This is a genomic window from Pontibacter brevis, assembly GCF_054779655.1.
On sequence record NZ_BAAGXV010000089.1, the window covers coordinates 55208 to 67442 of the forward strand.

A 12235-nucleotide genomic window follows, 5' to 3' on the forward strand; every position below is an offset into this window, starting at 1 on the left:
ATACAATGAATTGGCTTTACAGCTAAAATCGGTCCAAATACAAGCTAAGCGCTTTGGACTTAGCCTCAGCGCTTAGCTTTTTATTTGTTATTCTAACGTAATCTCCAGTGCCAGACCTCTTAACTCATGAATCAGTACGTTGAATGATTCAGGGATATTTGGTTTCGGCAACACGTCGCCTTTTACGATTGCCTCATAGGCTTTCGCACGGCCAATCACGTCATCTGATTTCACTGTAAGTATTTCCTGCAGCACGTTTGAAGCACCGAAGGCCTCCAACGCCCACACCTCCATCTCACCGAAACGCTGACCACCGAACTGGGCTTTACCACCCAATGGCTGCTGCGTAATAAGCGAGTATGGTCCGATAGAACGAGCGTGCATCTTGTCGTCCACCAGGTGACCCAGTTTCAGCATGTAAATCACACCTACTGTTACCGGCTGGTCAAAACGGTCGCCGCTCAGGCCATCATACAGGTAGGTTCGGCCAAAGCTTGGAAGACCCGCCTCTGCTAATTCTGCCTGAACCTGTTCTTCAGAGGCACCGTCGAAAATCGGTGTAGCATATTTTCTACCCAATTTAAGACCTGCCCATCCAAGTACAGTCTCGTATATCTGGCCGATGTTCATCCTTGAAGGTACACCCAGCGGGTTCAGCACGATGTCCATTGGAGTTCCGTCTTCTAAGAACGGCATGTCCTCCTCACGAACGATTCTTGCCACCACACCTTTGTTACCGTGACGTCCCGCCATCTTATCACCCACTTTCAGCTTACGCTTCTTGGCGATGTACACTTTGGCTAGCTGCACGATACCTGCCGGTAACTCATCTCCTACCTCCAGTGTGAAACGCTCACGCTTGAAGTGTGCGGAAGTGATGTTTCTGCGCTTGTTGTAGTTCTTAACAAGCTCCACCAGCATAGCGTTCGTTTTCTCGTCGGTAGTCCAGTTCTCCAGGATCAGATCCTTGAACATGTTAACCTCTTCCGGAACCGCATAATTGCTTTCGTCCTTGTAAGGGTTTTTCTCCGGGAACAGCGCTTCGATGATGTTCTTTCTGGAGAACTTCGATCCTTTTGTCAGGATTTCATCACCGAATTTATGTCTGATACCCTGAGATGTTTTGCCTTCCAGTAAAGCAACAAGCTTGTCAGCCATCACATTTTTGATGCTGGTCAGCTCTTTGCTGTATTTTACCTTCAGCTCTTCAACCTCTTTCTTAGACTTGGCACGCAGGTTCTTGTCTTTCTTAGGACGAGAGAACAGCTTTGTCTCGATGACCACACCATTCAGTGATGGCGGCGCTTTAAGCGATGCATCTTTCACATCACCGGCTTTGTCACCGAAGATGGCACGTAGCAGTTTCTCTTCTGGTGTTGGGTCTGTCTCTCCTTTCGGCGTGATTTTACCGATCAGGATATCTCCTTCACGTACTTCCGCACCGATACGGATGATACCGTTTTCATCCAGGTTTCTTACCGCTTCCTCGCTTACGTTCGGGATTTCAGAAGTTAATTCTTCCTCACCACGCTTCGTCTCACGAACCTCCAGTTCGAACTCCTCAATGTGGATAGACGTGAAAATATCATCACGCACTACCTTCTCAGAGATTACGATAGCATCCTCAAAGTTGTAACCCTGCCATGGCATGAAAGCCACCTGCATGTTACGTCCGATAGCCAGTTCTCCGTTGTTGGTAGCATATCCCTCGCAAAGAGGCTCACCTTTGGTTACACGGTCCCCTTTTCTCACAATCGGAGACAGGTTGATACAGGTATCCTGGTTCGTTCTTCTGAACTTCACCATGTTGTAAGTAACATACTCTGCGTCGAAAGAAACAAGCTTTTCTTCTTCGCTCAGGTCGTACTTCACTACAATTTTGGTAGAGTCAACATAGTCGATTACGCCGTCACCTTCTGCAATAACCAGGGCTCTGGAGTCGATGGCTGCTCTTCTTTCCAGACCAGTACCTACGATCGGAGCCTCAGGCTTCAACAATGGCACTGCCTGGCGCTGCATGTTCGAACCCATCAGGGCACGGTTGGCGTCATCATGCTCCAGGAACGGAATCATAGATGCCGCTACCGATACAATCTGGTTCGGCGCAACGTCCATATAAGAATATGTCTCAGGAGCTTCCACAGGGAAGTCACCTTCAAAACGTCCTTTCACGGTTGGGTTCACGAAGTTACCGCCCTCATCAATCACGGCATTTGCCTGTGCGATGTGGTGCGTGTCTTCTTCCTCAGCTGTCAGGTACTCTACAGAGCCATCTACAACTACTTTACCTTCTACCACCTTACGGTAAGGTGTTTCGATAAAGCCCATGTGGTTCACGCGGGCGTGCACGCACAGGGAAGAAATCAGACCAATGTTCGGACCTTCCGGTGTTTCAATGGTACATAGACGGCCGTAGTGCGTGTAGTGAACGTCACGTACTTCGAAACCGGCACGCTCTCTTGACAGACCGCCTGGTCCCAGTGCTGATACACGACGCTTGTGCGTCACTTCAGCCAGCGGGTTCGTCTGGTCCATGAACTGAGACAGCTGGTTTGTTCCGAAGAACGAGTTGATCACAGAAGACAAGGTACGCGCGTTGATAAGGTCAACAGGCTTGAAGTCTTCGTTGTCGCGCACGTTCATACGCTCTTTGATGGTACGGGCCATACGGGCCAGACCAACACCGAACTGTGCGTAAAGCTGCTCGCCTACCGTTCTTACACGGCGGTTGCTCAGGTGGTCAATGTCATCCACCACCGCTTTAGAGTTGATCAAACCAATCAGGTACTTCACGATGAGTACGATGTCCTCGTTTGTGAGTACTTTCGCTTCCCAGTTTGTGTCAAGACCAAGCTTCTTATTGATTCTGTAACGACCAACTTCGCCCAGGTCATAACGCTTGTCTGAGAAGAACAGCTTCTGGATAATGTCACGCGCAGTTTCAACGTCTGGAGCCTCTGTGTTACGCAGCTGGCGGTAGATTTGCTCTACTGCTTCCTGCTCAGAGTTCGAGTTGTCTTTCTGAAGCGTGTTATATATAATCGCATAATCTGCGATGTTTACATTCTCGCGGTGCAGGATAATTGATTTTACACCTGAGTCAACAATGATATCGATGTCTTCCGGAGTAAGTTCAGAGTCGCGCTCCAGAATTACTTCGTTACGGTCAATCGATACTACCTCACCTGTATCCTCATCAACGAAGTCCTCCGTCCATGTTCTTAAAACACGTGCAGCCAGTCTTCTTCCCACAGCGTTCTTCAGGGAGTTCTTATCTGCCGGTACTTCCTCAGAAAGGCCGAACAGATCCAGGATGTCCTTGTCAGTACCATAACCGATAGCACGCAGCAGGGTTGTAACCGGGAACTTCTTCTTTCGGTCGATGTAAGCGTACATCACGTTGTTCACGTCTGTCGCAAACTCCACCCAAGATCCTTTGAAAGGAATGATTCTGGCAGAATAAAGCTTCGTTCCGTTGGTGTGCTTGCTTTGCGCAAAGAACACACCTGGTGATCTGTGAAGCTGCGATACAATGACACGCTCAGCACCATTAATCACGAAAGAACCTTTCTCGGTCATGTATGGGATATTACCCAGGAACACTTCCTGCTCGATTGTTTCGAAGTCTTCGTTATCCTCATCGTTGCAGATAAGGCGAAGCTTTGCTTTAAGTGGTACAGAGTAAGTCAGGCCTCTGTCAATACTTTCATCAACAGAGTATTTGGGAGGATCTATATGATAGTCGATAAACTCCAGTACGAAGTTTTCTCTCGAATCTGATATCGGGAAGTTCTCGGCAAAAACCTTGAACAAACCTTCCTGAGCCCTATTCTCTGCCGGGGTTTCCAACTGAAAGAAGTCCTGAAATGACTGCAGCTGAACATCTAGGAAGTCAGGGTAGTCAATGACCGGATTAATAGAGGCGAAATTAATTCGCTCTGTCGTTCTATTGTTAGCCAAAGCTTTTGGAATTTAGTTTATTAAAAAGAAATACACACACAGAGTCCAAAACAACTGTGGGCAAAAAAGGATTCAAGAAAACTTGAATCCATCTACAAACAGGAAAAGACCTGACACTTTTGTCAGGTCTACCTGTTATCGGTATGTTGATATAGTGGGATTATTTAACCTCCACTTCAGCACCAGCTTCTTCCAAAGATTTCTTCAGTGAGTCAGCCTCGTCTTTCGCTACACCTTCTTTAAGTGCTTTAGGAGCGCCATCAACTAATTCTTTCGCCTCTTTCAGACCAAGACCAGTTAACTCTTTTACCAGTTTTACAACTGCTAATTTAGATGCACCTGCTGACTTCAGGATTACGTCAAAAGAAGTTTTTTCTTCTGCAGCGGCTCCTGCTTCAGCACCACCACCACCTGCTACCATTACTGGGGCTGCAGCAGCTGGCTCGATACCGTACTCATCCTTCAGAATTGTAGCTAGTTCACTAACTTCCTTAACAGTTAAGTTTACTAACTGCTCAGCGAATGCTTTTAAATCTGCCATTTTTATTGAAAATTAAAGTTACTTATTGATTACGTTTTTTATAGATTATTCTTTTTCCGATAAAGTTTTCAGGATACCGGCCAATTTACCACCACTGCTCTGAAGCGCAGAAACAACGTTCTTCGCAGGAGACTGTAGTAAACTGATAACATCACCGATGAGTTCATCCTTAGACTTAATCTGTGTCAGTGCGTCCAGCTGCTCGTCGCCAATGAAAAGGCCGGCATCAATGTAAGCACCTTTCAGAAGTGGAAGCGGGTTGCCTTTCTTTCTGAAGTCTTTCAGGAGTTTAGCAGGGGCATTGCCTGACTCAGCTGAGAACAGGATACCGGAAGCGCCTTTCAAAACACCCTCAAGTGCGGTTGTATCAGCCTCTAAAGTATCTAGAGCTTTCTGGATTAGTGAATTTTTATATACTTTGTACTCCAGACCGCGGTCAAAGCACATTCTCCTGAACTGGTTGATGCTGGCTACACTCATGGTAGAAGCATCTGTGATATAGAAGTAGTTCGTGTTCGCGAACTTCTCACTCAGTTCATTTACGATTATCTCTTTTTCTTCCCTGGTCATTTTTCTTAGATAGCTGAGTTCTTGTCTACGGTTACGGCAGGGCTCATCGTGCTAGACATGGTGATGCTCTTGATGTAGGTGCCCTTTGCAGAAGCTGGCTTCAAACGGTTCAGTGTCTGAATCACTTCGTGTGCGTTAGCAGCAAGTTGTTCGGCAGAGAAAGAAGACTTTCCTACACTGGTGTGGATAATTCCGAATTTATCTACTTTGAAGTCGATTTTACCGGCTTTTACTTCTTTTACCGCTTTCGCAACATCCTGCGTTACAGTACCTGATTTTGGGTTTGGCATCAGGTTACGTGGTCCTAGGATTCTACCTAAACGACCTACTTTCGCCATTACAGCAGGCATGGTGATGATAACATCAACGTCTGTCCAGCCTTTTTCGATTTTCTGGATATAATCATCCAGACCTACGTAGTCTGCACCAGCGTCTTTTGCTTCCTGCTCTTTGTCAGGAGTAACCAGAGCCAACACTTTTACATCTTTACCTGTACCGTGTGGCAATGTAACAATACCACGTACCATTTGGTCTGCCTTACGAGGGTCAACTCCTAAGCGCACATCTATATCAACAGAGGCGTCAAACTTGGTGAAGGTAATGTCCTTTACTACTGAAGCGGCATCTGCTAAAGAATACTCTTTTGTAAGGTCAGCTTTTTCTAAAGCAGCTTTCCTCTTTTTTGAAATCTTTGCCATTTTCCTTTAACTTGTTATTCGTTCCACGGAGCATTACCAGAAACTGTGATACCCATGCTTCTAGCTGTACCGGCTACTTGTTTCATAGCGGCTTCCACTTTGAATGCATTTAAATCAGGCATTTTTGTTTCTGCAATTTCTCTGATCTGATCCCATGTTACAGATCCTACCTTGTTTCTGTTCGGCTCTTTTGAACCGCCCTTAAGTTTAGCAGCATCTAACAACAATACCGGAGCAGGAGGCGTTTTGATAACGAAGTCAAAAGACTTGTCTGCATAGATTGTAATCAGTACTGGTAACACTTGTCCAGGCTTATCCTGAGTTCTAGCATTGAACTGCTTACAGAACTCCATGATGTTAAGACCTTTAGAACCAAGTGCAGGTCCAATCGGTGGCGATGGGTTCGCGGCACCTCCCTTTACCTGAAGTTTCAGGTAACCTTTAATTTCCTTTGCCATTATATAATTTTACTACGATTCTTTTTCTACTTGCATGTAATTCAGCTCAACCGGGGTGTTTCTTCCGAAGATTTTCACCATTACGTTCAGCTTCTTACGCTCTTCAAACACTTCTTCCACTGTACCTGAGAATCCGCTGAAAGGACCATCCATCACTTTCACTATCTCTCCAACTACAAACGGCGTGTCCAGTACTTCTGCCTGCTCTTCTGCTTCGTCTACAGTACCCAGAATCCTGTTTACCTCTGACTGGCGCAACGGAACCGCTTTCTTTGTGGCAGAACCATCGTTAGCACCAAGGAAGCCAATAACACCCGGTGTGCTGATGATAATATGTTCTGCTTCACCATGAGACAAGTCTGCATGAATCAGGACATATCCCGGAAAGAAGCTACGCTCCCTGATTCTTTTCTTGCCGCCCCGCATCTCGTATACTTTCTCCGCCGGTATCAGCACCTGCGGCACATACTCCTCGAGGCCCTGTCTCATTATCTCATGCTCCAGGTAAGCTTTCGCTTTTTTCTCCTGGCCACTTACTGCACGTACTACGTACCACTTTAAATCAGCCATATTCCTAATTTAAAACTGGTTGTAGAACCACGTCAGCCCTGAATCAAATACAAAGTCCATGGCACCGACTACGAGAGCAAATATCAAAGAACCTATCAACACTAATACAGAACTCCTTTGTAATTCTGAATAAGTTGGCCAAGAGACTCTGTCTCTCATCTCCTCAACTGTTTCGTTTATATAGGTTGTTACTTTGCTCATCGCTTGGCTATACTGAGATTAAAAATTGCACGGGTGGAGAGACTCGAACTCCCAGCCAATGGTTTTGGAGACCACTACTCTACCAATTGAGCTACACCCGTAAAAAAATGCACGCCACTTTTTTCAAATGGAGTGCAAATTTATTCATTTTATTTATGAAATCAAACCCGTTCTTAAAAAATCTTTCCAAGAACGGGTTTGAAACATATTATTAGTCAAGGATTTCAGTTACCTGACCGGCACCTACTGTTCTACCACCCTCACGGATAGCGAAACGCAGACCTTTTTCCATGGCTACCTTGTTGATCAACGACACAGTGATTGTGATGTTGTCACCTGGCATAACCATTTCTACTCCTTCAGGAAGTTTGATCTCGCCAGTAACGTCTGTTGTTCTCAGGTAGAACTGTGGACGGTATCTGTTGAAGAATGGCGTGTGACGCCCACCTTCTTCTTTAGAAAGAACGTAAACCTCAGCTTTGAACTCCTGGTGCGGCTTCACTGAACCTGGCTTACAGATAACCATACCACGACGGATATCAGTTTTCTCTATACCACGAAGAAGAAGACCTACGTTGTCACCAGCTTCACCTCTGTCAAGGATCTTACGGAACATTTCCACACCAGTAACTGTAGACTTCAAGCCTTCAGCACCCATACCCAGGATGTCAACCTGCTCACCAGAGTTGATTACACCACGCTCGATACGGCCAGTAGCCACAGTACCACGACCAGTGATGGAGAACACGTCTTCAACTGGCATCAGGAACGGAAGGTCAACAAGACGCTCTGGAAGCGGAATCCAAGAGTCAACAGCAGCCATCAGTTCTTCGATTGTAGCAACCCACTTGGCATCGCCATTCAGGCCACCAAGAGCAGAACCCTGAATAACTGGAATGTTATCGCCATCGAACTCATAGAAAGAAAGCAGTTCGCGGATTTCCATTTCAACTAGCTCAAGAAGCTCTGGGTCATCCACCATGTCCACTTTGTTCATGAACACTACCAGCTGAGGTACACCTACCTGACGGGCAAGAAGGATGTGCTCACGAGTTTGTGGCATAGGACCATCAGTAGCAGCAACCACAAGGATAGCACCGTCCATCTGGGCAGCACCTGTAACCATGTTCTTCACGTAGTCAGCGTGACCTGGGCAGTCAACGTGTGCATAGTGACGGTTTTCAGTTGCGTATTCTACGTGTGATGTATTGATAGTAATACCTCTTTCTTTTTCTTCAGGAGCGTTGTCAATTGAAGAGAAGTCACGAAGCTTAGCAAGACCTTTGTTAGCCAACACTGTAGTGATAGCGGCAGTCAAAGTAGTTTTGCCGTGGTCAACGTGACCAATAGTACCGATATTTACGTGCGGTTTGGAACGGTCAAATGTTTCTTTAGCCATTGTATGATATTAAATTAAGGTTAAAACGTTTAAGTTTATGTCGCGCTTTTTAATTACACGTAACGGACTTTGAGCCAACGATGGGAATTGAACCCACGACCTCTTCCTTACCAAGGAAGCACTCTACCCCTGAGCTACGTCGGCTTCTAAGTTCATCCAGAATATTACAACCCTATTTACAGTAAAAAGGAAGCTCATCTGCATGAATTTCCTTCTCCAGTTAATCCGTAAATTAATAAGTCGTATTACCTATAACTTAAATGAGCGGGAGACGAGGGTCGAACTCGCGGCCTATAGCTTGGAAGGCTATCGCTCTACCAACTGAGCTACTCCCGCTTATTTTAATTTTGAATGACCTAATTTTGAATGATTGAATAAAAAGAACAAAGTCAGATTCAGTTACTCACTCATTCAGTTATTCAAAATTAGTTGTGGGGAGAGCAGGATTCGAACCTGCGAAGTATCACTACAACGGAGTTACAGTCCGTCCCATTTGGCCGCTCTGGAATCTCCCCGATTTCACTAATCAACAATAAATCAGCAAAACTTTTTCCTTAGATGATATCTTTAAGATGCCTTGCTTGTTCTAAGGAGATGCAAAATTAAGCGCTTTTTCTTTCAAGTCAAATAATATCGAAAATAATTGCGAATTATTTTTTCCACCCCCTAGCTGCCGTACATCTGCAAAAGGCGCTCATCCTTCTCGTTCTGGCGTATTTGCTGCAACAGTTCCTGCACCTCTGCCCTGTCCGACATCACCATAAGTGCCTGATAAGCAGCGGCACGCACATAGTACTGGGAGTGGCTCTGTGCCAGATTTCCCAGAAGTGTTATTGCCTCTGGTGTGTTGGCCTCGCTGTTCACGGCTAAGTACGCACCCAGGCTCTGCAATAAATAATAAAGCTGTGCTCCGTTCGCCTGCTTTACCTTTTGCATAAACCAATCATACTTTTCCGGGCCTCCCTGCACGGCATAAAACGAAGCCAGTGCCAACACAATGTCTTCATTTTTTTCTTTCTCGAAAGCTGCCAGCCGTTGTTTTGTATCCGCTGCACCGGTGCCGGCATACGCCAGTATACCTGCTGCTGCTGCCAGGTAAGAGCTATCCTGCATGGCCTGTTCGTACACCTGCTTGTGCTTTTCGCCGCTCCAGCCTGCAAGTGCCAGTACCGCATCTGCCCTTACTTGCCCCTTTTTATCCTGTAGTGCCATCTGCCTGATAGTACTTTCAACCGCTGCTGCCTGTTCCGGCTCTAGGTTGCTCAGGCTGTTAATAGCTGCGCTACGTACGCGCCAGTAGTTATCTTTAAGAGCGGTCTGGTACATTTGCAGGACTTCCGGCTTCTGCATACTTTCTTCAAGCTTCACCAGTGCTTCCAGCTTGGGTCCCAGCTGCTGGGCATTCTGAAACTGGTACACCAGCTCCTGCTCTGATTTCTCATGGTTTACCACCCCTAACAGCTGCTGCTCTGCATCAAAAAGCACAAACTGCGGTTCCGTTGGCACATTAAAGGTGAAGGTTTGCTGCGCTTTGTTTATGGTAACCGGATAAACAGTTTTTTTACCTCCAACCCAAACAGCTACCTGCAGGGGCAGCCTGTATATCGGTGCATAAGCCGTATCCTGTGTTTGCGTTACCTGCAGGCTTAGTTGCCCGTTCTGGTAGCTATCCTCTACTCTCAGCTCCGGGTGGCCGGGCTGCATAAACCACTGGTCAAAGAACCACATCAGGTCTCTACCTGTCACGTCCTCGAAAGCCATTCGCAGCTCTGCCACCTCCACGTCTGAGAACTTGTTCTGCGTAAGGTAACGGTTCAGCGAAGCCCACCAGGCCTCATCACCCACCTCCTTGCGGAGCATGTGCAGCACCCGTCCTCCCTTGGCATAGGAGTGACTGTCGAACATGTCTTCCCTGTCTTTGTAATGGTAGCGGATGATGGGCTCCCGCTTTGTCTCCGCCTCGTCCAGGTACTGGCTTAACTCATCCATCTGCAGGTAAGCGGCTTCGTCTTTCCCGAACTTATGCTCAGCCCATAAATATTCTGAGTAATTGGCAAAAGCCTCGTTCAGCGGCAGGTTAGCCCAGGATTCTGTTGTTACATAGTCGCCAAACCACTGGTGAAACAGCTCATGCGCAATAATGCCATCCCAGTTCTTGTCCAGCAGCTCGCGCTCATTCAGTTGCAGCGCCTCCATGAAGATAGAAGCCGAGGTGTTTTCCATTGCCCCTGAAACATAGTCCCGTACAACTATCTGGGAGTACTTTGCCCACGGATACTCTACTCCCAGTTTAGTGGAGAAGAATTCCATCATCTCCGGCGTATTGCCAAATATCTTCTTTGCTGTGCCCTTAAACTCCGGCTCCACGTAGTAATTCACTTCTTTGCCGCGCCACTTATCTTTCACCACGGCAAACTCGCCAACCGTCATCATAGCTAAATAAGGAGCATGCGGCAGGTCCTGCTTCCAGTAGTCTGTCCGGGTACCATCGGCGTTCTGGCGCGAGTACACAAACTCACCGTTAGAGAGGGTGATGTACTTTGGGTCTACTGTGATATAGATTTCCTGGGTAGCGCGCTCGTTCGGTGAGTCAATTGTCGGGAACCAGGCTGAGTTCGCTTCCGTTTCGCCCTGCGTCCAGATTTGCTTGGGCTTGTTAGGTTCGGCACCCAGCGGGTTTATGAAGTACAAGCCCTTGTCTGATGTGATGGCATCGCTACCTCCTGCCGGCAGTTCATTCGGCTTGGCCGTATAGTTAATCTCCACCACGTACTCCTCTTTGCGGGTGTACTGCTTGTTCAGGTTGATGGTCAGTTTCTGGCCGTCATAACTGTACTTCAGGGGCGTGCCGTCCATGCCCTTCATCAGGTTTACGCTGTGTATGTCCATGCCTTTGGCGTCGAGCACCAGCGTGTCCTGCGGGTAAAAGTATGGCTTCAGGCGGAGCTCGGCGGTCCCGTTCAGGTATTGCTTCTCCCAGTCAAAGCGCACGCGCAACTTTGTGTGCAGCAGGTCGTGAACCTTTGTACGAGACGGGTTGAAGGCATGCTTTTTAGGTGCCCACACCGGCACAGTGTCGGCTGGAGGCGCCACAGCTTCAGCGGTAGCCTCTGCACCTGTACTTGTATCTATAACAGCTTTATTGGCACTGCAGCCACCTGTAAAAGCCATAGCGGCAGCCAGGCCCACAATGCTCAAAAACCTATAATTCATGGTAGAATGTTTTAATTTTGATGTCAAGTTCTAAAAATACTCTGAGAAATCAACTAACTTTAAAGTCAAAACCATACGAACAAAGATGCTCCAGGTAAAAACCGCTAACGACAAAACATGGCAGGTTGGTATCAAGAATGACACTGTGACGCTGAATGGTGCCCCCTTCAACTGGGACATTTCCCCTATTGGCCCCAACACATACCATATCATAAAAGACGCCCGTTCGTATACGGCAGAACTGGTTTCTGCGAACTACGAGGAAAAGACTTTCACCTTTAAAATCAACGGTGTTTCACAGACCGTTCGTGTAAAAGACCGCTTCGACCTGCTGCTCGACAAGCTGGGCATGAGCGACGCCAATGCTAAAAAGGTAAACGATGTGAAAGCGCCCATGCCCGGTCTTATTTTAGAAATAAAAGTGAAACCAGGACAGGAGGTGAAGAAAGGAGAGCCTATCATGATTCTGGAGGCCATGAAAATGGAGAACATCCTCAAGTCGCCGGGCGACGGGGTGGTAAAGGAAATAAAGGTAGAGGAGAAACAGAACGTGGAAAAGAACCAGGTGCTCATCCTGTTCTAAAGATACAATACTAGAGTAGAGCGGCTGCCACGGTGGTCGCTT

At 47.0% G+C, this 12235-nt stretch carries 10 protein-coding genes and 4 tRNA genes; 1 reads left to right on the forward strand and 13 read right to left on the reverse strand.

Going from position 1 to position 12235, the window contains the following annotated elements; all coding sequences use genetic code 11:
• Positions 1-87: 87 nt before the first annotated feature.
• From rpoB to ACYVB1_RS20400, 13 genes are all read right to left on the reverse strand, one after another.
• Positions 88-3960: a DNA-directed RNA polymerase subunit beta gene (gene rpoB, locus ACYVB1_RS20340; protein ID WP_460925653.1), complete on the reverse strand. Its 3873-nt coding sequence runs from the start codon at positions 3958-3960 to the stop codon at positions 88-90.
• Positions 3961-4120: 160 nt separating this feature from the next.
• Positions 4121-4501, reverse strand: a complete 381-nt coding sequence (rplL, locus tag ACYVB1_RS20345; protein WP_460925654.1) for a 50S ribosomal protein L7/L12 — start codon at positions 4499-4501, stop codon at positions 4121-4123.
• Positions 4502-4546: 45 nt separating this feature from the next.
• Complete coding sequence (gene rplJ / locus ACYVB1_RS20350; protein ID WP_460925655.1) at positions 4547-5071, reverse strand: 50S ribosomal protein L10; 525 nt, start codon at positions 5069-5071, stop codon at positions 4547-4549.
• Between the two features lie 5 nt (positions 5072-5076).
• Positions 5077-5769, reverse strand: a complete 693-nt coding sequence (gene rplA / locus ACYVB1_RS20355; protein WP_460925656.1) for a 50S ribosomal protein L1 — start codon at positions 5767-5769, stop codon at positions 5077-5079.
• Between the two features lie 14 nt (positions 5770-5783).
• Positions 5784-6227, reverse strand: a complete 444-nt coding sequence (rplK, locus tag ACYVB1_RS20360; protein WP_460925657.1) for a 50S ribosomal protein L11 — start codon at positions 6225-6227, stop codon at positions 5784-5786.
• Between the two features lie 12 nt (positions 6228-6239).
• On the reverse strand, positions 6240-6797 hold the full coding sequence (gene nusG / locus ACYVB1_RS20365) for a transcription termination/antitermination protein NusG (RefSeq protein ID WP_377485059.1): 558 nt from the start codon (positions 6795-6797) through the stop codon (positions 6240-6242).
• A gap of 9 nt (positions 6798-6806) precedes the next feature.
• Complete coding sequence (secE, locus tag ACYVB1_RS20370) at positions 6807-6998, reverse strand: preprotein translocase subunit SecE (RefSeq protein ID WP_377485057.1); 192 nt, start codon at positions 6996-6998, stop codon at positions 6807-6809.
• A 28-nt stretch (positions 6999-7026) separates the two neighbouring features.
• Positions 7027-7099: transfer RNA gene (locus ACYVB1_RS20375), tRNA-Trp, on the reverse strand.
• Positions 7100-7209: 110 nt separating this feature from the next.
• Positions 7210-8397 (reverse strand): elongation factor Tu, encoded by a 1188-nt coding sequence (gene tuf / locus ACYVB1_RS20380; RefSeq protein ID WP_460925658.1) that lies wholly within the window; start codon positions 8395-8397, stop codon positions 7210-7212.
• Positions 8398-8469: 72 nt separating this feature from the next.
• A tRNA-Thr gene (locus ACYVB1_RS20385) sits at positions 8470-8541 on the reverse strand.
• A gap of 119 nt (positions 8542-8660) precedes the next feature.
• Positions 8661-8733: transfer RNA gene (locus ACYVB1_RS20390), tRNA-Gly, on the reverse strand.
• A gap of 96 nt (positions 8734-8829) precedes the next feature.
• Positions 8830-8912 (reverse strand) — tRNA-Tyr (locus ACYVB1_RS20395).
• A gap of 151 nt (positions 8913-9063) precedes the next feature.
• Positions 9064-11610, reverse strand: a complete 2547-nt coding sequence (locus ACYVB1_RS20400; protein ID WP_460925659.1) for a M1 family aminopeptidase — start codon at positions 11608-11610, stop codon at positions 9064-9066.
• An 85-nt stretch (positions 11611-11695) separates the two neighbouring features.
• Between ACYVB1_RS20400 and ACYVB1_RS20405 the strand changes: the two genes are divergently transcribed.
• Entirely contained in the window at positions 11696-12193 is a 498-nt protein-coding gene (locus ACYVB1_RS20405; RefSeq protein WP_460925660.1) for an acyl-CoA carboxylase biotin carboxyl carrier protein subunit, read from the forward strand.
• The last annotated feature ends 42 nt before the right edge of the window (positions 12194-12235 follow it).

What these genes read in the sequence shown, in the direction of transcription:
- rplA (WP_460925656.1), bottom strand. Translation starts at nt 5,769, where the DNA reads ATGGCAAAGATTTCAAAAAAGAGGAAAGCTGCTTTAGAAAAAGCTGAC.
- tuf (WP_460925658.1), bottom strand. Translation starts at nt 8,397, where the DNA reads ATGGCTAAAGAAACATTTGACCGTTCCAAACCGCACGTAAATATCGGT.
- rplL (WP_460925654.1), bottom strand. Translation starts at nt 4,501, where the DNA reads ATGGCAGATTTAAAAGCATTCGCTGAGCAGTTAGTAAACTTAACTGTT.
- ACYVB1_RS20405 (WP_460925660.1), top strand. Translation starts at nt 11,696, where the DNA reads ATGCTCCAGGTAAAAACCGCTAACGACAAAACATGGCAGGTTGGTATC.
- rplJ (WP_460925655.1), bottom strand. Translation starts at nt 5,071, where the DNA reads ATGACCAGGGAAGAAAAAGAGATAATCGTAAATGAACTGAGTGAGAAG.
- rplK (WP_460925657.1), bottom strand. Translation starts at nt 6,227, where the DNA reads ATGGCAAAGGAAATTAAAGGTTACCTGAAACTTCAGGTAAAGGGAGGT.
- ACYVB1_RS20400 (WP_460925659.1), bottom strand. Translation starts at nt 11,610, where the DNA reads ATGAATTATAGGTTTTTGAGCATTGTGGGCCTGGCTGCCGCTATGGCT.
- secE (WP_377485057.1), bottom strand. Translation starts at nt 6,998, where the DNA reads ATGAGCAAAGTAACAACCTATATAAACGAAACAGTTGAGGAGATGAGA.
- nusG (WP_377485059.1), bottom strand. Translation starts at nt 6,797, where the DNA reads ATGGCTGATTTAAAGTGGTACGTAGTACGTGCAGTAAGTGGCCAGGAG.